The organism is Rhodococcus sp. 06-1474-1B, assembly GCF_002258885.1.
Taxonomy (GTDB): Bacteria; Actinomycetota; Actinomycetes; order Mycobacteriales; family Mycobacteriaceae; genus Rhodococcoides; species Rhodococcoides fascians.
On the sequence record NZ_NOYR01000021.1, the window covers coordinates 391,490 to 412,694 of the forward strand.

Consider the following 21,205-nt stretch of genomic DNA (forward strand, 5'->3'; position numbering starts at 1 on the left):
AGTAAATGAAAGCTGTGAAGGAAGCGTGGGGAGGACTGCTCAAACCGGTCTTCGTGCCCGCGTCCATCATCATCTTCGTCATGATCGCCTTCTCCGTGGTCTATTCGAGCACCGCGGCGGATTCGTTCGACACACTCAACAAGGCGATCACGTCCGGCGTCGGCTGGTGGTACATCCTCGCCGCGACCGGCTTCGTACTGTTCGCGCTGTACTGCGGCCTCAGTAGGGTCGGCAACATTCGCCTGGGCCGAGACGACGAGAAGCCGGAGTTCGGCGTCCTGTCCTGGTTCGCGATGCTCTTCAGCGCCGGCATGGGAATCGGCCTGGTGTTCTACGGCGTCGCCGAGCCCCTTTCGCACTACGTGACACCACCCGAGGCCGGAGGCATCCCCGGCAGCACCGACGCGTCCGCACGCCAGGCGATGGAGCTGACGCTCTTCCACTGGGGTCTGCACGCATGGGCCATCTACGTGGTCGTCGGCCTCGGTATGGCGTACATGACCTACCGCAAGGGTCGCCCGCTGACCGTGCGTTGGCTGCTCGAGCCACTGCTGGGCCGCAAGCGCATCGAGGGTGCAATCGGGCACACCATCGATACGGTCGCCATCGTCGGCACCCTGTTCGGTGTGGCGACCTCGCTCGGATTCGGTGTGCAGCAGATCTCCGCGGGGCTGGAGTACCTCGGCTGGGTGGAGACCACCAACTGGTTCGTCATCCTGCTCATCGCCGCCATCACCGGCATCGCCACCTTCTCGGTGGTCAGTGGAGTGTCCAAGGGCCTCAAGTGGCTGTCCAACATCAACATGGGTCTGGCAGCTGCGCTCGCCCTGTTCGTGCTGCTCCTCGGCCCGACGCTGTTCCTGATGCAGTCCTGGGTGCAGAATCTCGGCGGTTACGTCCAGGCCCTGCCCGAGTTGGCGCTGCGCACCTCTCCGTTCTCCGACGACGGTTGGGCCGGCGGCTGGACCATCTTCTACTGGGGCTGGTGGATGAGCTGGGCACCCTTCGTCGGCATGTTCATCGCCCGCATCTCGCGCGGTCGCACCATCCGTGAATTCGTCTTCGGCGTACTCCTGGCACCGACCATCGTCGGTTCGCTGTGGTTCACGATCTTCGGTGACACGGGCATTCTGCGGCAACGAAACGACGGCGATCTGCTCGACGCCGAAGGGGCCGTGAACACCAACACCAGCCTGTTCCAGGTGCTCGACGGTCTGCCGATTGCGGCGTTGACCAGCGTCATCGCCATTGCTGTGATCGTGTTCTTCTTCGTGACGTCCTCGGACTCCGGTTCGCTGGTGATCGACATCCTCGCGACCGGCGGCGAGCTGGAAACCCCGAAGATCACGCGGGTGTACTGGGCCGTCCTGCAGGGCGTGGCTGCGGCCGTGCTGCTGCTGATCGGAGGAACCAGTTCTCTGACTGCCCTGCAGACGATGTCGATAGCCACGGCAGTACCGTTCTCGATCGTGTTGGTGCTGGCATGCGTGTCGATGCTCAAGGCCTTCCGCTACGACGTCGCCACCACCCCGCGGTACTTGCGCGTCACCGCGACACCCGATGTCGGGGAGGACGAGCCCGAGGCGGCACCGGTGTCACCGGCGGCACGCAAGCGAGTGAGTGCCGGAATTTCGTCGACATTCTCCGGCCTGGCACCGTCTCGGGAAGGGGTGACGCCGCCGCGCACGGACGGCAGCGTCGTACTGGCGGTGCACGAGGTGCCCACCGAACAACTCGAGATTCACCCCGAGACGGGTGCGGTCGAGTACTCCGGTGACAACGCACCGGTCGATCCCCTGGGCGGCGAAGTGTTCGACACCCAGGAGTTCGCAGATTCGGCCGAAGGCCAGAACGTCAGCAAGAACGCGGACTGAGCACCTTCTCACCCACCGATCTCTGACCCTCGCGACATGTTCGCGGGGGTCAGAGGTTTTTCGAAGCCCAGTCGGTCAGTGCTTGCAGGGACGGCAGCAGCGCCGCACCGGACGGCGTCAGGCTGTACTGCACCGAGAGCGGCGGTCCATTGTCCACTGTTCGCTGGACCAGGCCGGCTTTGCCGAGCTCTCCGAGCCGCTCGGACAGCACCGAATCGCTGATACCACCGACGGCCCGGCGTAGGTCCGCGAATCCCATCGACCCGTTCATCAGGGTGGCCAGCAGAATTCCGTTCCATCGCTTGCCGAGGAAGCCGAACGCTTTGGTCAGGGCTCCGTCGCAGGCACGAGGTTCGTGAGTAGGTTCGTTCGCGGCCATGACCCCACCGTACCGAAGTGCTACTGTCTGCCTTGCCACTTCTGATTCACTAGTGGCCTCAGAAATGAAAGCAGGGCTCATGTTCATCGCAACAGTCGTCGTGTCGGTGCTGCTGGCCGTGGCACTCACGTTCTCCGCGGTCGGAAAGCTGACGCGCAATCCCTCCGTCGTCCCGATGCTCGAGCAGGTGGGCGTGCCCGCCGACAAGATTCCGTGGTTGGCCTACGCGGAGATCCTCGGTGCCGTCGGCCTGCTCGTCGGCCTGTTCGCATGGCCGATCGGAGTCGCGGCAGCCATCGGCGTCATCGCGTACTTCGTCGGAGCAGTCGTCGCGCACCTGCGCATCAAGGACAAGCAATTCGGGCCGGCGGCAGGCCTGGCCGTGTTCGCCGTCGTCGCCCTGGTCCTACGGGTGCTCAGCGCCTGACCAGTCGTAGTCCATCTGGCCCGCGGTGGCGAGAGCCTGATCGGCGCTCGTCCACCGCGCGACCAGATGCAGCGCAAGGTCCAGGCCTGCACTGATACCGGCCGACGTCGCCAGATCACCGTGGTCGATGTATCGAACTCCCTCGTGCACGGCCAGCGCGGGCCAGCGCGTGCGCAACAGGTCGAGGTCCTCCCAGTGCGTGGTGACCGGACGCGAATCGAGCAGGCCCGCCGCGGCGAGAACGAAGGCACCGGTGCACACCGATGCAACAACTTCTGCGGTGGGTCGAAGTCGCTGCAGCCACTGAAGAACTCGGCCGTCCGCTTCCACCGCGTCGACGACACCCCCGGGAACCAGGACGAGGTCGTAGGTCCGTGGATCGTCGATCGTGGTGTCGACGCCGATCCTCATCCCACCTCGCGCGCGTACCGCTGCGTCGTCGAGCCCGACGAGCGTCACGTCGAAAGGCACCGCGCTACCGGCACGTTGGGCCACCCGATTGGCCACCGAGAACACCTCGAACGGCCCGCAGGCATCGAGCACCTCGACGTCGTCGAACAACAGAATCGCAATACTTCTCATTTTCGCCTCAGCTGCTCGTGGTCGAAACGATGACGGGCACCATGATCGCTGCCGTCACCGCGGCATTGACGTCCGAGACCGCTTTGCGGACAGCTGCACCCGCCCACTCACCCTCGGCGATCTGTTTGGCCCTGGTCTTCAGCACCTTCTTGTCGGCATCGACGATGACCTTGTGCGTCAGATCGACTGCCGAGATCAGGGAGATCAGAGCAGCCGAGTGCGGCGTCGGCGTCGTGCCGTCGACGAGGGCGCTGCGCAGTGCATCCCGCAGCACCTTCTCCCGCGAGGTATCGCGAGCCGGCCACGTCGTCGTCGGGAAGAGCCCCCAGACCTTGTCCTGCTTCTCGGTGACGAAGCCCTGCGAGACCAGACGCGCAGCCAGTTCCTTCGCCAGATTCTTCTGCGACTTCTCGATCACCTTCTGCGGCTTCATCGGCCGCGACGCCGTTGCCACCAGATCGAACACCCGGCGCAGCAACGGGTCTGCGGGCGGATCTCCCGCGACGACGACGTGGTCCTTCTTGGTCTGCTCACCGGGACCGGTGATGCGGAGCGACCCGCCCAGGGCGAGCTCGACGACCAGCGCACCCGCGAGAACACGGGGCAACTTGGTGGAATCGGCCGATGGCTTGCCCGATTCGTCGTCGAGCAACAACAGCAGCAGGTCCTCCGCAATCAAGGTCATGCTGCGAGATTACCCACAGTGCGCACTCGATTTGCGGTGTTCATCCGCGCGAAGTCGACTGTTCAGTCGGCCCAGCCCACTCAGTTGATCAGACTCTGCCAATTCGAGGGCACCCGTTCGCGAGGGCCCGGAACCGTCTGGTCGAGCGGATGATGTTGCGGCGGAGCAAGTTCGGGCCCGTCGTACATCTGCTCGTCCTCGTAGTTGTAGAACCAGTTCTCGCCGGGCTCGAAGCTGCGCACGAACTGGTGCCGAGTGGACTCGGCATGCTTGCTGGCGTGCTGCGACGGAGACGAATCACAGCACCCGATGTGCCCGCACTGCGCACACCGTCGCAGATGCACCCACCACCCCTGCGTCTGCCCGCACTCCACGCAGCCCGGGCCGGACGGCGGGACTGTCGGATCGATACCGTCGATTGTCATGATGCCTCCTCGATTGCTGGATGAACGGGCAGCCGCACGATGAATCGGGTGTCCCCTGGCTGGGACACCACTCGCAGATCGCCCTGATGTTTCTTCACCACGATCCGCCACGAGATGTCCAGACCGAGCCCCGTGCCCTCACCGACGGCCTTGGTGGTGAAGAACGGCTCGAATATTCGCGACCGAATGTCTTCCGGCACACCGGGTCCGGTATCGCACACCTCGATCTGCACCTGATCGTCGTCGAGAAGTGTGCGGACGGTGAGCGAGCCGCGGCCCTCCATGGCCTGCACCGCATTGTCGATCAGATTGGTCCACACCTGATTGAGCTCGGCGGCATATGCGGGAATCGGCGGCACCGACGGGTCGTATTCCTTCACCACGCGGATATCGTCACCGATCTTGCGCCCCAACATGATCAGCGTACTGTCGAGCAGTTCCCGAACATCCACCGTCTGGTATGGCGCTCGATCCATCTGCGAATACTGCTTGGCCGCGCCGACCAGAGTGGAGATCCGAGTGGTCGAATCCGAGATCTCGTTCATCAACAACTCGGTTTCCACCGTGTAGTTGAGCCACCTGATCGCCCCTTCGAGCATCGCCGGATCCCCCACCGTCGCCGACACCCGATCCAGCCACGGCACGTCGAGACCCGCCGAGACGAAAGTGGGGGCCAGATCCCATCCCCCGTCGATTCCGTTGTCGTCGAACCACTCTCCGAGCTCGTCCTCCCGGTCCGACGCTTCCATTGCGGTGAGCTTCGGAGCCTTGGCCACCAGTTCCACGGCCTCGTTCTGCAGTCCGACCAGATGCGACAAGCTCGAGCGATCGAGAGTCCCGCCGGCAATCATCGCCAGCTTCTGCCGCATGTGCGCCACCCGATCCCGTAACGCGGATGTTGCGCGCACCGCGGCCGCGGCCGGGTTGTTCAGCTCGTGCGTCAACCCGGCCGACAGAGAACCCAACGCCAACAAGCGTTCTCGCTGCTCGACGACCTGCTTGGCGTTCTGGTTACCGAAGAACAATCCCTCGAGCAGATGGAGGGCCATCGGGAACCACTCGCGCACGATCGAGGCGAAGCAGTCGGCATCGAGGACGAAGAACCGGGACTGCGCGGTCACCCGCATCGAACCCTGGTAGGTCTGCGGTACTCGATCGCCCAGATACGCTTGCCACGCACCGGCATACACCCCGCGCTGCGAGGTGCGATTGACCACCAGGTCTTCCCCGCCCGACAGCTTCGAAAGCACCACCGAACCCTCGATCAACACGTAGAAGCACGTCGCTGGGTCGCCCTCCGCGTACACCGGCCCCGGCTCGATCGTTTCGATACGGCCGTCTCGACACAGCTCGGCGAGCTGTGCGTCGGTGAGCTGCTCGAACAAGAACAGCGTCCGCAACTCCTCCGGATCGCACAGGGGCGCGTTCACGGATTTGCCAGGTATCTGTGCACCAACATCACGGCCATCGCTCCTTCTCCCACTGCCGAGGCAACCCGCTTGGCCGAGTCCGACCGGACGTCACCGGCCGCGAACACTCCCGGCACGCTCGTCTCGAGGTGATGCGGCAACCGCGCGGGTGTCCACCCGGCAGGACCGCGGCCGTCGACCACCAGATCGGGGCCCGTCACCACGAATCCGTGATCGTCACGCACCAGCACGCCGTCGAGCCAATCGGTACGCGGTGCCGCGCCGATGAACAGGAACAGGTACTGCGCGTCCACCGTCGTCGTCTCGTCGGTTGCCCTGTTGTGCAGCACGATCTGCTCCAGGTGCCCGTCACCGGAGACGCCGACGACCTCGGTGCACGGCCGAACGCTGATCTTCGGGTTCTCCTCGATCTGCTTGATGAGGTAGTACGACATCGATGCCTCGAGGGACGCCGCGCGAATAAGGATCGTCACCGACCTCGCGCCCCGCGAGAGATAGACCGCCGCCTGGCCGGCCGAGTTCGCGCCGCCGACGATGAAGACGTCCTGCTCGGCGCAGCGAGCTGCCTCGGTCATCGCCGAGCCGTAGAACACTCCGCGACCGGTGAAGTCGTCGATTCCGGGGGCCTCCAACCGGCGGTAGGCGACGCCGGTGGACAGGATGATCGTCTGGGCACTGATGCTGCGGCCGTCGGCGAATCGCACGGTCCGTGCAGCGCCGTTGGTCTCCAGGGCCACGACGTCCTGCGTGGTGACCACCTCGGCACCGAACTTCAGCGCCTGCCGCCGAGCCCGCTCCGCGAGTTGTGCGCCCGAGACGCCGTCGGGAAAGCCGAGGTAGTTCTCGATGCGTGAACTCTGCCCGGCCTGCCCGCCGGTCGCGGTGCGCTCGATCAACGTGGTGCGCAGGCCCTCGGACGCGCCGTAGAGCGCAGCGCCGAGACCGGCCGGGCCGCCGCCGATGACAACGAGGTCGTAGAACTCTTCCGACGGTGAGACCGTCAGCCCCAGGCGGTTGCCGAGTTCGGCATCGGACGGCTCGATCAGCGCGTCACCTTCGGTGGTGATGACCACCGGCAGCCGGTCGTCGGCCACTCCGGCCGCCGCCAACAGCCGCGCACCCTCCGATTCGTCGGACATGTACCAGCGGTACGGCAGTTGATTGCGGGCGAGGAACTCCCTGATCTCCGAGGACCGCGCAGACCAGCGGTGGCCGACGATCTTGGTGTCCTCCACGGCCCGGTGGTCGTACGCGCACCAGGCTTCGAGCTGAGCGTCGAGGACGGGGTAGAGCTTTTCCTCGGGTGGATCCCACGGCTTGAGCAGGTAGTAATCGAGATCGATGACGTTGATGGCGTCGATCGCAGCGTCGGTGTCGGCATAGGCGGTGAGCAGGATTCGCCGCGCCGTCGGGAACAGATCCATGGCCTGTTCGAGAAATTCCATGCCGCTCATGTTCGGCATGCGGTAGTCGGCCAACAGGATCGCGACCGGAGTGCCGCGCAACGTCAGTTCCTTGAGCGCATCGAGCGCCCCGGCACCGGATTCCGCCCGGACGATGCGGTACTGCTCGCCGTACCGGCGGCGCAGGTCGCGGGCGACCGAACGCGATACTCCGGGATCGTCGTCGACGCTGAGAATGACCGGTTTCATGACCCTCCAGGACTGGTGCTCGTCAACCTCATGAGCATGCCACCACCGGACCCCCTATGGGAGGTGAGTGACGGCGTCGAGCCTGGGAACAGCAGGGTCAGATTCGGCCGCGCCTGATCAGATCGATCTCCTGCGGGGTGAGCAGCCGCTCGAGCTTCTCGGCCGGCCAGGTACGCGGACTGCCGCTCATCCTGGCGGTCTTCAACAGGGGCAGATCACTGCTGGTACGACGCATTATCGACTGTAATTTCACGGTGGATCACTCCGAACAATTTCTTCGTTGGTCCCGACACTCCGCTTGCTACATCGATCAGTGTCCGCCCGGCGTTAACGCCGGGCTGGGATCTCGTACGGCGTTTCGCGCCGAAGGACCGTTTCTCCCCGCACTCCGTGGGGTAAACATCGGCCCACATCAACTGATCGGGGAACGTTCGTGAACACGTCGGGAAAATCCACGTCGGGACATTCGGGAACAGGCAAATCGGCTACAGGAAAATCATTGGCCAATTCGGTTCAGGACAACGGTGCATTCGAGAAGGCGGCCCGGGCCGGACACTTCGTCAGCGGAGTGCTGCACATCCTGATCGGATACATCGCCATCCGATTGGCGTTCGGTCAGGGCGGTAACGCCGACCAGTCCGGAGCACTCGCCGAACTGGCCGAGAAGCCCGGCGGCAAGATCGCGCTCTGGGTTGCCGTCGTCGCGTTCGTGGCACTGGCCCTGTGGCGCATCGTCGAGGCCATCGTCGGCAAGAAGTCCGATTCCGACGAGGGCAGCGCGATGGATCGACTCAAGGCGGCGGCGCTGGCCGTCGTCTACATCGCCTTCGCATTCTCTACCTACGGTTTCGCGACCGGATCCGGTAAGTCCAGCGGACAACAGAACGCCGGCTACTCGGCGCGACTGATGGAATCCGGTGGCGGCAAGCTCGTGCTGATCGTCATCGCCCTGGTCGTCATCGGCGTCGGCGGATACCACGTCTACAAGGGCGTCTCGAAGAATTTCCTCGACGACCTCGAAGGCAGCCAGAGCGGAGCGGTCGTCAAACTCGGTATCGCCGGATACGCGGCCAAGGGCACGGCGCTCGTGGGCGCGGGAATACTCGTCGTCGTCGCGGTACTGCAGTCGGACCCGTCGAAGGCCACCGGAATCGATGGTGCCGTCAAGACCCTGGGAGCCCAGCCGTACGGGCAGGTTCTGTTGATCCTCGCCGGCGTGGGAATCGCGTTGTACGGCCTGTATGCGTTCGTCTTGGCTCGCTTCGCTCGCATGTGAGTGGAAGTTCGTAGTGGGCTACGAGGTTTCACTCACATGGTGGCCGAGTGTGGTCACGGCCACATAGGATGCACACGATTGGTGTGACGATCAGTTGCAGCTATTCCTACAACCCGGAGGCCCACGTTGAGCAAGACCCTCGAAGCCACGATCGACATCGATGCCAGTCCGCAGGCCGTGTGGTCGGTCGTCTCGGACCTACAGCGCATGGGCGAGTGGAGTCCGCAGTGCAAGAAGATGAAGGTCTTCGGCGGACCCGTCGGCAAGGGCACCCGAACGCTCAACATCAACCGCAAGGGCCTGCTCGTGTGGCCGACCAGCGCCAAGGTCGTCACCTTCGAGCCGAACAAGGCACTGGCGTTCCGCATCGTCGAGAACAAGACGATCTGGTCGTACACGCTCACTCCGACCGCAACCGGAACCACCGTCGTCGAGAAGCGGGAAGCCCCCAGCGGCACCTCGGCCGTGTCGTCGTTGCTGGTCAAGCGGATCCTCGGCGGGATCGAGGAGTTCGATGTCGAGTTGGTCGAAGGCATGAACAGCACGCTCCGACGCATCAAGACCGAAAGCGAAAAGTCGAGCCGAGAATAACTTTTCTCAGGAAGGTTTCAGGTTTGTTACCCCTGGGCATCCGTGGTTTCGACAAGCAATCGATACACACGGAAAGTGGGGGCAACACATGTTGGGTCTCGGAATCATCGGCTGGATCATCATCGGCGGTCTCGCCGGCTGGATCGGCAGCAAGATCATGAAGACCGATGCTCAGATGGGCATCATCCTGAACATCGTCGTCGGCATCATCGGCGGCCTCATCGGCGGTTACCTGCTCAAGGTCTTCGGCGTCGACGTCGAAGGTGGCGGCCTGATCTTCAGCTTCATCACCTGCATCCTCGGTGCATGCATCCTGCTGTTCCTGGTCAAGCTCGTGACCGGTCGCAGCCGCGTCTGATTTCACTCGCACTTCCCGACTGCCGGGGCCGCTCACGTACTCTGTGAGGGCCCCGGCAGTCGTTTTGTTCGCCGTCCGATCAGCCCCCGGCGTCCAATCCCTGCCCGCATCCGAGCTCACCCGACAGTAAGAGGAGACCGTGGCACGCCGTCCCGCCCCGATTGATCAACCACCCCGCACGGGAGTGGCTCACATCGTCGACCTGGTTCGCGAAACGGTTCCACCGCTGCACCCCGCCGGACTGCCCTTCGTCGGTGGTCCCCTGGCCGTCGCAGTGCTCGGCCGTCGGTCGAAGTGGGTCCGCAATGCCGGGCTCGTCGCCGCCGGAGCCTGCGCCACCTTCTTTCGCCACCCGTCGCGGGTGCCGCCGAACCGGCCCGGCGTCGTCGTCGCTCCCGCCGATGGCCTGGTCACCCTCGTCGACACCGCGATCCCGCCCGCCGAGCTCGATCTCGGTGCACAGCCCGTGCCGCGAGTGAGCATCTTCCTGTCCGTTCTGGACGTGCACGTGCAGCGTGTCCCCGTCGGCGGACGCGTGGTCGAGGTCGTGCATCGCCGCGGCCAGTTCAAGTCCGCCGACTTGGCCGAGGCCAGTGAGGTCAACGAGCGCAACAGCATGCACATCGAGACCGATTCCGGTCACCACGTCGGCGTGGTGCAGATCGCCGGTCTCATCGCTCGACGCATCGTCAACAACGCGAAGGTCGGAGACGTGCTCTCCATCGGCGACACGTACGGCCTGATCCGATTCGGCTCCCGCGTCGACACCTACTTCCCGGCCGGGACGACGTTGCTCGTCGAACGCGGCCAACGAGCGGTCGGTGCCGAGACGGTACTCGCCGAGCTCCCCCAGTAGAAACGACATGATCACCAGACGCGCCAAGCCGCCTGCTGCTATCCGTCTGCTTCCGTCGGTCGTCACCATTCTCGCGTTGTGCTCCGGGCTGTCGGCAGTCAAGTTCGCTCTCGACGGTCAACTCGGAACCGCGCTCGCGATGATCGGTGCCGCTGCGATCCTCGACGCACTGGACGGCCGCATCGCCCGACTGCTCGACGCCACCAGCAAGATCGGTGCCGAGCTGGATTCGCTGTCCGATGCAATCTCGTTCGGCGTCGCGCCCGCCCTGGTGCTCTACGTGACTCTGCTCGAAGGCAGTAGTGGCGGTTGGATCGTCGCACTGGTGTACGCCGTGAGCATCGTGCTCCGACTCGCCCGGTTCAACACCCTGCTCGACGAGGACGACACCCCGGCGTACGCCCGCGAGTTCTTCACCGGGGTCCCCGCACCCGCAGGTGCACTCATCGCGCTCGCCCCGATCGCTGCGTTCGAGGAATTCGGCGACGGCTGGTGGGCCTCGTTCTACGTCGTCGCCGGCTGGTCGATCCTCACCGCTGGTCTGATCGTGAGCACCATCCCCACTCTCGCGCTCAAGACGGTCTCGGTGCCACCGCGCTTGGCCGCCGGTTTGTTGGTGTTGGTCGCGCTGCTCGCTGCCGCGCTCATCACCTTCCCGCTGGTCCTGCTGATGGGATTGGTGTTCGCCTACCTCGTGCACATTCCGTTCGCGGTGCGCTCGCAGCGCTGGACGGCTGCACGCCCGTACACGTGGGATGCGAAGCCGGCCGAGCGTCGCGCGGAACGCCGCGCCATTCGACGGTCGCCCGGCAACGCGCGCCGGTCGCAGGCGCGTCTGGGACTTCGCCGACCGCGCAGCTGACGACCCCATTAGGTTGGACGTGTGACCGAATCCCGAACCCCCGAGCTCGTTCTCACCACCCGATTGAACACCTCGGCCGCCGACGCCAGGCGAGGCGTCGTCCGGCTCCATCCCGAGGTCTTGGCGGCGCTCGGTCTGCGGGAATGGGATGCCGTCTCGCTCATCGGTTCTCGGCGTACGGCTGCGGTGGTTGCCGAGGCTCCCAGCGGAATCCCGCAGGGTACCGCGCTGCTCGACGACGTCACGCTCTCCAATGCCGGACTACGCGAAAATGCTTCTGTGGCAGTCGCTCCCGTGACGGTCTACGGGGCGAGAACCGTCACGGTCACCGGGTCGGCCCTGGCCACCGGATCCATTTCCGACGCCACCCTGCGCCAAGCGCTACTCGGTAAGGTCCTCACCGTGGGCGACACCGTGTCGCTCCTCCCCCGAGATCTGGGGCCCGGCACATCGACGTCGACGGCCACGCAGGCACTGTCGCGAACGTTCGGGGTGGCGTGGACGACCGAACTGTTGACGGTCTCGGCCGTCGAACCCTCCGGCGGTCCCGTGAGCGTGCAACCCAATTCTGCGGTGAGCTGGGGACGCGGCACGGTCGCCTCGGGATCACCCGAATCGGCCTCGGCCGCATCGGTTCCGACGCCCGGAGCTGCGGCCCCGCCACGCGTCAGCGCGGCCGACCTGGTGGGCGTGAGCACTGCACAGGCCAAACTCACCGAGTGGCTACGACTGGCGCTCGACGAGTCGGAACTGCTCGCCACCCTCGGCGCGTCTCCGCATCTGGGTGTGCTGATCACCGGCCCCGGCGGAGTGGGCAAGACGACGTTGGCACGCGCCGTCATCGGCGATCGGCGATGCGTCGTGCTGGACGGGCCGTCGATCGGCGCATTGGAGGCATCGGCTCGCGTCGAACGCGTCACTGCTGCGGTGGACGAACTGACCGGCGCGGGGGTGCTGCTGATCACCGATGTCGACGCGTTGCTGCCGTCCGATCCGGAGCCTGCGTCGACGTTCGTCCTCGATGTGCTGCGCCGTGCCGTGGACACTCCGGGCTTCGCTCTGATCGTCACGACTGCACATCCCGAGGCCACCGACGCCAGAGTGCGTGGGCAGGATCTGTGCGATCGCGAACTGACCCTCACTCTCCCCGATGCCGCCGGTCGCAGAGCGTTACTGGAGCATCTACTGAAGAAGGTCCCTCAGGGTGATGTCGACCTTGTCGAAATAGCCTCACGGACACCAGGTTTCGTTGTCGCCGATCTCGCTGCCCTGGTGCGCGAAGCGGCGCTACGAGCGGCTGCGCGGGCATCGAACGATGCCACGGCCGCCTCACTGATGCACGACGACCTGATCGGCGCGTTGCAGGTGATTCGGCCGTTGTCGCGCTCGGGTGCCGAGGAATTGGCGATCGGCAGCCTCTCCCTCGAGGACGTGGGAGACATGGTCGAGACCAAGCAGGCCCTGACCGAGGCCGTACTGTGGCCGCTGCGTCATCCGGATTCGTTCGCGCGCTTGGGCATCGAGCCGCCGCGCGGAGTTCTGCTGTACGGCCCACCCGGATGCGGCAAGACGTTTCTGGTGCGCGCCCTGGCCAGTTCGGGCCAGCTCAGCGTGCACTCGGTCAAGGGCGCGGAACTCATGGACAAGTGGGTCGGGTCCTCGGAAAAGGCTGTGCGCGAACTGTTTCAGCGCGCCCGAGACTCTGCCCCCTCGCTCATATTTCTCGACGAGGTAGACGCCCTGGTACCGCGTCGCGGGCAGAGTTCGGATTCCGGTGTCGGCGACCGAGTGGTCGCGGCTCTGCTGACCGAGCTCGACGGCGTCGAACCACTGCGCGACGTCGTCGTTCTCGGCGCAACGAACCGGCCCGATCTGATCGACCCGGCTCTACTGCGGCCCGGCAGGCTCGAGCGCCTGGTCTTCGTCCCGCCGCCGGATGCCGATGCGCGAGTGGACATCCTGAAGGCGTCGGGCAAGTCGATCCCGCTCGCCGAGGATGTGGATCTCGAATCCCTCGCACGCGATCTGGACGGCTACTCCGCCGCGGACTGCGCGGCCCTGCTGCGCGAGGCCGCACTGACGGCGATGCGTCGGTCGATGGACGCAGCGGACGTCACCGCCGAGGATGTCGCCACCGCTCGGGCGACGGTCAAGCCGTCACTCGATCCCGAGCAGGTGGCGCATCTGCGGGCTTACGGGTCGTGAGCGGAAACTCGTAGCAGGCTACGAAGTTTCAGTCACATGCGGCGCAGCCGCTCTCACTTCCAGCGGGCCAGAACTTCTTCGGCGCGCTTGGCGAGCACCATCTGGAAGATCGGGCCGAAGCTGATGCGACCGACGCCGAGGGATGCGAAGTGCGAGAGGTCGCCCTCGGCGGGGTTGGCGATGGCGTTGATGGGCAGCGGGAGTTCTTCGGCGAGACGCTTGTAGTCGGCGTCGTTGTGGAAGCCGACGGGGTAGAGCGAGTCGGCACCGGCAGCGGCGGCCAGTTTCAGGCGTGCGATGGCGCGGTCGACGCGATCGTTCTCGTCACCGATCTGCTTGACGAACAGGTCGGTGCGGGCGTTGATGACGACGTGGACGTCGGTGGCGTCGGATGCCGTGCGGAGGGCTCCGACGAAGTCGGCGTGTTCCTGCGCTTCGCGGAGTCGGCCGCCCTCGCTGTGGACGGTGTCCTCGATGTTGAGGCCGACGGCTCCGGCGGAGATCAGTCCGTCGATCAGGCGCTTGGGGTCTTCTCCGTAGCCGGATTCGATGTCGACCGAGAGCGGTGCGTCCACGGCGGCGGAGATCTGGGAGATGCGGGTGAGCAGTTCGTCGAAGGTGATGCCCTCGTTGTCCGGCTTGCCGATCGAGTCGGAGACGGGGTGGCTGCCGACAGTCAGTGCAGTGAAGCCGGCGGACACGGCGAGGTTGGCGGACCAGGCGTCCCATACGGTCGGCAGGACGACCGGGTTGCCCGGCTGGTGCAGCTCGAGCAGGGTGGTGGCCTTCTGGGACAGGTCGGTCATGGAGACTCCTTCGCGGCGGTTGTGGAGAACGTACGTTCTCCCACATCCAACATACGCGCTTCAGTCGATCAAATCGAGGGCCTTCATTCGGTCGAACACCATCAACGACCCCGGGGCGACATCGGGCATGGCGGCGTACTCGTCGCGAGTGAAGTACCGAATCTCGGCGATCTCGCTGGTCGGCGTCGGCTCGTCGGCAAGATCGGCGAGAAAACACGTGATCTCGAGCGGGGTGCCCATCGGATGGCCCCAGGCCTGGCACTCGAACACTCCGAGCAGCCGAACGTCGATGACCGCGGCGTCGAGTTCTTCCCTGATCTCGCGGTGCAGCGCCTGCTCGGGCGACTCGCCGGGATCGATCTTGCCGCCGGCCATGTAGAAGGCAGATTTGCCCGTCGACCGCGTCTGAAGCATGCGGCGGTGGCGAACGTAGGCAAGACCGGCGGTGCGAATGGGTCTCGAATCACTCATCGACGATCGACTCTCTCTATCGGAAACGTCCGGTTTGTACCGCATGGCACGCCGTCGACCACGCAAAGTAGGATGGAAACCGACAAACGTGCCCGCCACCGTTCGGTGGTCGGTCCGCTATTTCTCAAAGACCGAGTCTTCGGAGACCCAGGTCTATTTCACACACAATTTCACGACCCTACTCATCGCCGCCCTACGACCACCGCTCCGGCCCGAAAGCCGAGGCGACCGAGACGACGGAGTGATTTTTGCTCGCTATTCTTCTTGCGCACGCCGCCGCCGCGCTGCTCGCGCCGCTTCTCGTCCGGTGGTGGGGACGTACTGCATTCTTCCCTTTGGCCCTGGTGCCACTGCTCAGCCTGATCTGGGTGTTCGGCAACTGGAACACCGACCAGAAGCTGCACATCGAATGGGTTCCCGGCCTGTCGATGGACATCGACATGCGCTTCGATTCGCTCGCCGCCATCATGTCGTTGCTCGTTCTGGGCATCGGTTCGCTGATCCTGCTGTACTGCGCGCGCTACTTCGAGGACGACGAGCCCAGGCTGGGCCTGTTCGCCGCCGAGATGGTCGCGTTCTCCGGAGCCATGTTCGGCCTGATCACCAGCGACAACATGCTCGTGCTCTACATCTTCTGGGAAATCACGACGGTGTTGTCGTTCCTGCTGGTCGGCCACTATGCAGAACGCGCATCGAGCAGGCGCGCCGCGACGCAGGCTCTGCTCGTCACCACCGCAGGTGGTCTGGCGATGCTGGTGGGCATCATCGTCCTCGGCCAGGCCGCTGGGTCGTACAACCTGTCCGACGTCGTCGCGAACGCCCCGGGCGGCTGGCTGCCCGGAGTGGCGATCGTGTTGATCCTCATCGGTGCTCTGAGCAAATCGGCCATCGTGCCGATGCACTTCTGGCTGCCCGGTGCCATGGCCGCGCCGACACCGGTCAGTGGATACCTGCACGCCGCCGCGATGGTCAAGGCCGGTATCTACCTGGTCGCGCGCCTCGCTCCGGGTTTCGCGGACTCCGGTCCGTGGCGCGCCACGGTCATCAGCCTCGGCTTGCTGTCGATGATTCTGGCCGGCTGGAGAGCACTCCGTGCCTTCGACCTCAAGCTCATTCTTGCGTTCGGCACGGTCAGCCAGCTGGGCTTCCTGATGGTCCTGGTCGGCATCGGATCCGAGAAGGCCATGTTGGCCGGTCTGACGATGGTGATCGCGCACGCGATGTTCAAGGCCACGCTCTTCATGGTGGTCGGCATCATCGACCACACCACCGGCACCCGAGACATTCGTAAGCTCGCCCACCTGGGTAAGAAGGCACCGTGGCTCGCCGCCATTGCAGCGCTGGCCGCGGCCAGCATGGCCGGACTACCACCGATGATCGGCTTCGTCGGCAAGGAAACCGCCCTGTCGGCCGTGATCAGCACTCCGACGCTCGACCCCACGGTCGCGGCTGTCGTCGTCGCAGGCCTGGTGATCGGCTCGATTCTGACGGTCACCTACAGCATTCGGTTCGTCTGGGGCGCGTTCGCCCGCAAGCAGCTCAAGCGTCCGAGCCCGTCCGTCAGAGCAATGCACGCACCCTCCGCATTGTTCCTGGCCGCGCCCGCGTTTCTCGCCGTTCTGGGTCTGATCGCCGGATTCACGTCCTCGGTCGTCGACCACATCGTCAGTCCCTACGCCCGAACCCTGCCGTCGTACGGGCAGAAGCCTTACCACCTGGCGTTGTGGCACGGGTTCAACCTGCCGCTGGCGTTGACCGTCGTCGTCGTCACCGGCGGCGTCGGGCTGTTCATCGCACATCGGGTGGTCAACCGACTCAAGTTCGAGCACCCACCGCTCGGCAACGCAGACCGCATCTACGACAACGTGCTCAAGTCCATGGACACCCTGTCCATCCGCCTGACCGGCACCACGCAGCGTGGTTCACTCCCCCTCACTCAGGGCACGATCCTGCTGACGCTGGTGCTGCTGCCGATCATCGTGTTGATCGTCGGCCAAGAACCCGGCCTGGACTACACCCTGTGGAACACCCCGCTGCAGTTGGTCATCGGAGTGATCATGATCGCGGGTGGCCTCGGCGCAACTGTCATGCGAAACCGTCTGGCCAGCGTCATCCTCGTCGGACTCACCGGCTACGGCTGCGGCGTCATCTTCGCCATCCATGGCGCTCCCGACCTCGCCCTGACTCAGTTCCTCGTCGAGACGCTGACTCTCGTGGTGTTCGTCCTGGTACTGCGCAAACTGCCCGCCGAGGTCGACGACCGGGGCTCGGCCGGTTCGCGTGGCCCCCGCGCCGCACTCGCCGTTGCCGTCGGAGCGACCGTCAGCGTGCTCGGCGCGTTCGCGATGAACGCCCGCAGTGCCGCGCCGGTCTCACTGCAGTTCCCCGAGGCCGCGTACGAACTCGGCGACGGCAAGAACATCGTCAACGTGATCCTCGTCGACATCCGCGCCTGGGACACGCTCGGCGAAATCTGCGTACTCCTCGTCGCCGCGACGGGCGTGGCCAGCCTGGTGTTCCGCAACCGGCGGTTCGGCAGCGCTCCGCGGGTGTCCGACGCCCCCGCATCGTCGTCGGACACGAACGACGCGGCGGAGACGACGTGGCTGCTCGGCGGCGATCTGATCGATCCGCGGCATCGTTCGTTGATTCTCGAAGTCACGACGCGGTTGATCTTCCCGACGATCATGGTGCTGTCGATCTACTTCTTCTTCTCCGGACACAATGCCCCCGGCGGCGGTTTCGCCGGTGGTCTGACGGCGGGCCTCGCGCTGGTGCTGCGGTATCTCGCCGGCGGCCGGTACGAGCTCGGCGAAGCGGTCCCGATCGACGCAGGCAAGATCCTGGGTCTCGGGTTGATCTTCGCGGCCGGCACGGCGGTGGCGTCGATGTTCCTCGGCGCTCCGGCACTGTCGTCGGCGACGTTGGAAGTGACACTGCCGATTCTCGGTGACATCAAGCTGGTCACCGCATTGTTCTTCGACCTCGGTGTCTATCTCATCGTGGTCGGGTTGGTACTCGACGTGCTCCGCAGTCTCGGCGCGCGTCTCGACGCACAGGTGGAAATGCAGAGCCAAGGCCGAGTGAGTGCCCGATGACCGCAGATGTCGGAATGCTCGTCATCGTCGGCGTTCTCGTCGCATCGGGTGTGTACCTGCTGCTCGAACGCAGCATCACCAAGATGCTGCTCGGTCTGCTGCTGTTCGGCAACGGAGTCAATCTGTTGCTGCTCACCGTCGGTGGCCCGGCCGGTACCCCGCCTATCGTCGGTCGAGACAACTCGCTGCACCAGAACATGGCCGATCCGCTGGCTCAGGCCATGATCCTGACGGCGATCGTCATCACCATGGGTATCGCCGCCTTCGTGCTCGCGCTGGCGTATCGATCGTTCACGCTCAACACCAAGGACGACCTCGAGAACGACCCCGAGGACACCAAGGTCTCCCAGCGCCGTTCGATGGCCGAAGCACCCGACCGCGACCGTTCCGACGACCCGGTCACCGGTGAGCCGAGCTTCGGCGGCGACGCTTTCGACTCGAAGGGCAATCCGATTCCGCTCGAGCAGATCAGGAACCTCGAAGACCTGGAGTGCTACGAGGATCTGCACGACGGCGACTTCGACAACGACGACGACAACCCCCAGCTCCGCGGTCTCGACGGACTCGACACGGCCGAGAAAGACGACAGCCGACCGGAGCACCCCAGCGCTGACGACTCCAGCACCGACGACTCCAGCACCGACGACTCCAGCTCCGACGACACGAAGGGAGACGACAAGTGACGATCTCCCCGGGCGTGATCGATGCCCTGACGCCGCTGCCCGTGCTCATCCCGATGCTCGCCGCGGCCTTGACGCTGGTGCTGGGACGTCGCCCCCGCGCGCAGCGTTTCATCACTCTCGCCGCGCTGACCGCGGTGGTCGCGATTTCGTCGATGATGCTCTACCTCGCCGATCGCGATGGGACCAGCGCGCTGCAGGTCGGTGGCTGGGATTCACCACTGGGCATTTCGCTGGTGGTGGACCGGCTCTCGGCGATGATGCTTGTCGTCTCGTCCATCGTGCTGCTGGCCGTCATGGTGTACTCGATCGGCCAGGGCATCCGCGACGGCAGTGAGAATCAGCCGGTCTCGATCTTCCTGCCCACCTATCTGGCCTTGACCGCAGGCGTCTGCAACGCGTTTCTCGCCGGCGACCTGTTCAATCTGTTCGTCGGCTTCGAGGTACTGCTCGCCGCCTCGTTCGTGTTGCTGACGCTCGGCGCGAGTGCCGACCGGGTCCGCGCCGGCGTGTCCTACGTGATGGTCTCGATGGTCTCCTCGCTGATCTTCCTGATCGGCATCGCATTGGTCTACGGCGCCACCGGAACACTGAACTTGGCCCACATCGCAGTGCGGATGGACGACATCCCGTCCGGCACTCGTACGGCCATCTTCGCGGTGTTGCTGGTTGCGTTCGGCATCAAGGCCGCGGTGTTCCCGCTGTCCACGTGGCTGCCCGACTCATACCCCACAGCCCCGGCTCCGGTCACCGCGGTGTTCGCCGGCTTGCTGACGAAAGTCGGTGTCTACGCCATCATTCGCGCGCACACGCTGCTGTTCCCGGACGGCTCACTCGACAACGTGCTGATGGTCTGCGGCCTGCTGACGATGCTCGTCGGCATCCTCGGCTCCATCGCACAGAGCGACATCAAACGACTGCTCTCGTTCACTCTGGTCAGCCACATCGGCTACATGATCTTCGGCGTCGCGCTGTCGACTCAATCGGGACTGTCCGGCTCGATCTACTATGTGGCCCACCACATTCTGGTGCAGACGACCCTGTTCCTCGTCGTCGGCCTGATCGAACGTCAGGCCGGTTCGTCGTCACTGCGACGGCTCGGCGGATTGGCCGCGGCCAGCCCGGTGCTGGCCATCGTCTTCCTGGTGCCGGCCCTCAATCTCGGTGGTATTCCACCGTTCTCGGGGTTCATCGGCAAGGTCGCCCTGCTGCAGGCCGGCAGCGACCAGGGCAGCGTACTGGCCTGGTTGCTCGTGGCCGGCGGCACCGTCACCAGCCTGCTGACGCTCTACGTGGTTGCTCGTGTCTGGACCAAGGCGTTCTGGCGAGCCCGCGCCGACGCACCGGAAGGCGACCTCGCGGACAACAGCCCCTCTGCTCTGCTCGACGATTCCTCGGACATCCAGTTCGGTGACCGCGAGGATGTGGGCCGGATGCCCGCCTTCATGTTGATCCCGACGATCGGCCTCGTCGTCGTCGGTTTGGCGATGACGGTGTTCGCCGGGCGCATCATCGACATCAGCGATCGGGCGGCGGCGGATCTGCGGGATCGCTCGGTGTACATCGACGCGGTGCGGGGAGCCGAGTTCGTCGGCGATCAGGCCTACGAACAGGCACGCGCAGACGAGGAGGGCACCCGATGAAGATGAACCGTTCCTTCCTGCTGCGAATCTGGACACTGGGATGGTTGACGGCTATCTGGGTTCTGCTGTGGGGCAACGTCTCTGCGGCCAACATCCTCGGCGGACTCGCGGTCGGCCTGCTCATCATGGTGCTGTTGCCGTTGCCGCGGGTGCCGGTCGAGGGACGCATCCACGTGTTCTCGCTCGTCAAGCTCGCAGTCGTATTTCTCTATTACGCAGCCGAATCCAGTGTCAGTGTGGCGTGGTTGGCGATCCGCCCGAAGGCACCGCCGGTCACCGGTGTGCTGCGCTGCCGCATCGCCATCAAGTCCGATCTGGTGCTCACCCTCTTCGTCGACGCGATGAATCTCGTTCCGGGAACGATGGTCCTCGAGATCGATCGCACCCGACGCCTGCTGTACGTGCATGTGCTGGACATGGGCACGCAGAAGGCAGTCGACGGGTTCTACACGTACGTTCGGAACCTCGAGAAGCTGTTCATCGCAGGATTCGAGCGCGACTCCGACTGGAAGCCGAGCCCCCTGCACTACCAGGAGTACGAGCAGTACCACGGGGTTCTGGGCGACGATCCCGAATCGGGCGATCTCGATACCCCGCGCGACGACAAGAGGACCGACGACAAGAGGAAGGGGGACTGGTCGTGACCGTAGTACTGGCGATCGCAGGCGCGCTGCTGATCGCCGCCGCGATCCTCACCGCATTCCGGTTGCTCGACGGCCCGAGCACGTTGGACCGCTTGGTCGCGATGGACACCATCCTTGCCGTGTCGATGTGTGGGCTCGGTGTGTGGGCGGTCTACAGCCGCGACACCACGCTGGTGCCTGCCATCGTTGCGCTGTCCCTGGTCAGCTTCGTCGGGTCGGTCAGCATCGCACGGTTCAGAGTGAGGGACGAATGAACGACAC

21 protein-coding genes are annotated in these 21,205 nt (G+C 64.9%); 13 read left to right on the forward strand and 8 right to left on the reverse strand.

Annotated elements, in window-relative coordinates:
• The first annotated feature begins 5 nt into the window (after nucleotides 1-5).
• Nucleotides 6-1,874, forward strand: coding sequence for a BCCT family transporter (locus CH266_RS08830; protein ID WP_094715107.1), 1,869 nt, complete (start codon nucleotides 6-8; stop codon nucleotides 1,872-1,874).
• A 49-nt stretch (nucleotides 1,875-1,923) separates the two neighbouring features.
• Here the strand turns inward: CH266_RS08830 and CH266_RS08835 are convergent, their stop codons facing one another.
• Nucleotides 1,924-2,253: a winged helix-turn-helix transcriptional regulator gene (locus CH266_RS08835; protein ID WP_032365146.1), complete on the reverse strand. Its 330-nt coding sequence runs from the start codon at nucleotides 2,251-2,253 to the stop codon at nucleotides 1,924-1,926.
• Nucleotides 2,254-2,332: 79 nt separating this feature from the next.
• Between CH266_RS08835 and CH266_RS08840 the strand changes: the two genes are divergently transcribed.
• Nucleotides 2,333-2,680 carry a DoxX family protein gene (locus CH266_RS08840; RefSeq protein ID WP_094715238.1) on the forward strand — a complete coding sequence of 116 codons (348 nt, stop codon included), beginning with the start codon at nucleotides 2,333-2,335 and terminating at the stop codon, nucleotides 2,678-2,680.
• On the opposite strand, the gene CH266_RS08845 is transcribed toward CH266_RS08840, so the two are convergent.
• From CH266_RS08845 to CH266_RS08865, 5 genes are all read right to left on the reverse strand, one after another.
• Nucleotides 2,660-3,262 (reverse strand): DJ-1/PfpI family protein, encoded by a 603-nt coding sequence (locus tag CH266_RS08845; RefSeq protein ID WP_027498452.1) that lies wholly within the window; start codon nucleotides 3,260-3,262, stop codon nucleotides 2,660-2,662. The two genes, CH266_RS08840 and CH266_RS08845, sit on opposite strands and share 21 nt — an antisense overlap.
• 7 nt (nucleotides 3,263-3,269) lie before the next feature.
• Nucleotides 3,270-3,947, reverse strand: a complete 678-nt coding sequence (locus CH266_RS08850) for a GOLPH3/VPS74 family protein (RefSeq protein ID WP_094715108.1) — start codon at nucleotides 3,945-3,947, stop codon at nucleotides 3,270-3,272.
• 80 nt (nucleotides 3,948-4,027) lie between these two features.
• Complete coding sequence (locus CH266_RS08855) at nucleotides 4,028-4,372, reverse strand: UBP-type zinc finger domain-containing protein (protein WP_094715109.1); 345 nt, start codon at nucleotides 4,370-4,372, stop codon at nucleotides 4,028-4,030.
• Nucleotides 4,369-5,802, reverse strand: coding sequence for an ATP-binding protein (locus CH266_RS08860; protein WP_094715110.1), 1,434 nt, complete (start codon nucleotides 5,800-5,802; stop codon nucleotides 4,369-4,371). The genes CH266_RS08855 and CH266_RS08860 overlap by 4 nt, the downstream gene beginning before the upstream one ends.
• Complete coding sequence (locus CH266_RS08865; protein WP_027498456.1) at nucleotides 5,799-7,454, reverse strand: FAD-dependent oxidoreductase; 1,656 nt, start codon at nucleotides 7,452-7,454, stop codon at nucleotides 5,799-5,801. Before CH266_RS08865 ends, CH266_RS08860 begins: the two co-directional genes overlap by 4 nt.
• 499 nt (nucleotides 7,455-7,953) lie before the next feature.
• Between CH266_RS08865 and CH266_RS08870 the strand changes: the two genes are divergently transcribed.
• From CH266_RS08870 to CH266_RS08895, 6 genes are all read left to right on the forward strand, one after another.
• Complete coding sequence (locus CH266_RS08870) at nucleotides 7,954-8,730, forward strand: DUF1206 domain-containing protein (protein WP_176457042.1); 777 nt, start codon at nucleotides 7,954-7,956, stop codon at nucleotides 8,728-8,730.
• Between the two features lie 126 nt (nucleotides 8,731-8,856).
• Complete coding sequence (locus tag CH266_RS08875; protein WP_032369828.1) at nucleotides 8,857-9,321, forward strand: SRPBCC family protein; 465 nt, start codon at nucleotides 8,857-8,859, stop codon at nucleotides 9,319-9,321.
• A gap of 88 nt (nucleotides 9,322-9,409) precedes the next feature.
• Nucleotides 9,410-9,679, forward strand: a complete 270-nt coding sequence (locus tag CH266_RS08880) for a GlsB/YeaQ/YmgE family stress response membrane protein (RefSeq protein ID WP_027498459.1) — start codon at nucleotides 9,410-9,412, stop codon at nucleotides 9,677-9,679.
• 139 nt (nucleotides 9,680-9,818) lie between these two features.
• Entirely contained in the window at nucleotides 9,819-10,535 is a 717-nt protein-coding gene (locus CH266_RS08885; protein WP_032369829.1) for a phosphatidylserine decarboxylase, read from the forward strand.
• 7 nt (nucleotides 10,536-10,542) lie between these two features.
• Nucleotides 10,543-11,397: a CDP-alcohol phosphatidyltransferase family protein gene (locus tag CH266_RS08890; protein WP_027498461.1), complete on the forward strand. Its 855-nt coding sequence runs from the start codon at nucleotides 10,543-10,545 to the stop codon at nucleotides 11,395-11,397.
• A gap of 21 nt (nucleotides 11,398-11,418) precedes the next feature.
• Nucleotides 11,419-13,602, forward strand: coding sequence for an AAA family ATPase (locus CH266_RS08895; protein ID WP_094715112.1), 2,184 nt, complete (start codon nucleotides 11,419-11,421; stop codon nucleotides 13,600-13,602).
• 53 nt (nucleotides 13,603-13,655) lie between these two features.
• Here the strand turns inward: CH266_RS08895 and CH266_RS08900 are convergent, their stop codons facing one another.
• Nucleotides 13,656-14,408 carry an isocitrate lyase/PEP mutase family protein gene (locus tag CH266_RS08900; protein ID WP_032386144.1) on the reverse strand — a complete coding sequence of 251 codons (753 nt, stop codon included), beginning with the start codon at nucleotides 14,406-14,408 and terminating at the stop codon, nucleotides 13,656-13,658.
• 60 nt (nucleotides 14,409-14,468) lie between these two features.
• A complete protein-coding gene (locus CH266_RS08905; RefSeq protein WP_052057132.1) occupies nucleotides 14,469-14,879 on the reverse strand; it encodes an NUDIX hydrolase in 411 nt (136 codons plus the stop codon).
• A 248-nt stretch (nucleotides 14,880-15,127) separates the two neighbouring features.
• Here CH266_RS08905 and CH266_RS08910 point away from each other — a divergent pair, with 248 nt between their 5' ends.
• From CH266_RS08910 to CH266_RS08930, 5 genes are read left to right on the forward strand one after another with little or no spacing between them, the layout of a single operon-like run.
• Nucleotides 15,128-17,977, forward strand: a complete 2,850-nt coding sequence (locus CH266_RS08910) for a Na+/H+ antiporter subunit A (RefSeq protein WP_094715113.1) — start codon at nucleotides 15,128-15,130, stop codon at nucleotides 17,975-17,977.
• Complete coding sequence (locus CH266_RS08915) at nucleotides 17,974-18,660, forward strand: Na(+)/H(+) antiporter subunit C (RefSeq protein WP_094715114.1); 687 nt, start codon at nucleotides 17,974-17,976, stop codon at nucleotides 18,658-18,660. Before CH266_RS08910 ends, CH266_RS08915 begins: the two co-directional genes overlap by 4 nt.
• A complete protein-coding gene (locus tag CH266_RS08920) occupies nucleotides 18,657-20,300 on the forward strand; it encodes a Na+/H+ antiporter subunit D (RefSeq protein WP_027498466.1) in 1,644 nt (547 codons plus the stop codon). Before CH266_RS08915 ends, CH266_RS08920 begins: the two co-directional genes overlap by 4 nt.
• Before the next feature lie 2 nt (nucleotides 20,301-20,302).
• Nucleotides 20,303-20,944 carry a Na+/H+ antiporter subunit E gene (locus tag CH266_RS08925; protein WP_230073398.1) on the forward strand — a complete coding sequence of 214 codons (642 nt, stop codon included), beginning with the start codon at nucleotides 20,303-20,305 and terminating at the stop codon, nucleotides 20,942-20,944.
• Nucleotides 20,941-21,198, forward strand: coding sequence for a monovalent cation/H+ antiporter complex subunit F (locus CH266_RS08930; RefSeq protein ID WP_027498468.1), 258 nt, complete (start codon nucleotides 20,941-20,943; stop codon nucleotides 21,196-21,198). Before CH266_RS08925 ends, CH266_RS08930 begins: the two co-directional genes overlap by 4 nt.
• The last annotated feature ends 7 nt before the right edge of the window (nucleotides 21,199-21,205 follow it).

Excerpts from the sequence above, each read along its gene's own strand:
- CH266_RS08880 (WP_027498459.1), top strand. The coding sequence starts at position 9,410 with ATGTTGGGTCTCGGAATCATCGGCTGGATCATCATCGGCGGTCTCGCC.
- CH266_RS08850 (WP_094715108.1), bottom strand. The coding sequence starts at position 3,947 with ATGACCTTGATTGCGGAGGACCTGCTGCTGTTGTTGCTCGACGACGAA.
- CH266_RS08840 (WP_094715238.1), top strand. The coding sequence starts at position 2,333 with ATGTTCATCGCAACAGTCGTCGTGTCGGTGCTGCTGGCCGTGGCACTC.
- CH266_RS08845 (WP_027498452.1), bottom strand. The coding sequence starts at position 3,262 with ATGAGAAGTATTGCGATTCTGTTGTTCGACGACGTCGAGGTGCTCGAT.
- CH266_RS08905 (WP_052057132.1), bottom strand. The coding sequence starts at position 14,879 with ATGAGTGATTCGAGACCCATTCGCACCGCCGGTCTTGCCTACGTTCGC.
- CH266_RS08865 (WP_027498456.1), bottom strand. The coding sequence starts at position 7,454 with ATGAAACCGGTCATTCTCAGCGTCGACGACGATCCCGGAGTATCGCGT.
- CH266_RS08835 (WP_032365146.1), bottom strand. The coding sequence starts at position 2,253 with ATGGCCGCGAACGAACCTACTCACGAACCTCGTGCCTGCGACGGAGCC.
- CH266_RS08900 (WP_032386144.1), bottom strand. The coding sequence starts at position 14,408 with ATGACCGACCTGTCCCAGAAGGCCACCACCCTGCTCGAGCTGCACCAG.
- CH266_RS08890 (WP_027498461.1), top strand. The coding sequence starts at position 10,543 with ATGATCACCAGACGCGCCAAGCCGCCTGCTGCTATCCGTCTGCTTCCG.
- CH266_RS08915 (WP_094715114.1), top strand. The coding sequence starts at position 17,974 with ATGACCGCAGATGTCGGAATGCTCGTCATCGTCGGCGTTCTCGTCGCA.
- CH266_RS08855 (WP_094715109.1), bottom strand. The coding sequence starts at position 4,372 with ATGACAATCGACGGTATCGATCCGACAGTCCCGCCGTCCGGCCCGGGC.
- CH266_RS08925 (WP_230073398.1), top strand. The coding sequence starts at position 20,303 with ATGAACCGTTCCTTCCTGCTGCGAATCTGGACACTGGGATGGTTGACG.
- CH266_RS08830 (WP_094715107.1), top strand. The coding sequence starts at position 6 with ATGAAAGCTGTGAAGGAAGCGTGGGGAGGACTGCTCAAACCGGTCTTC.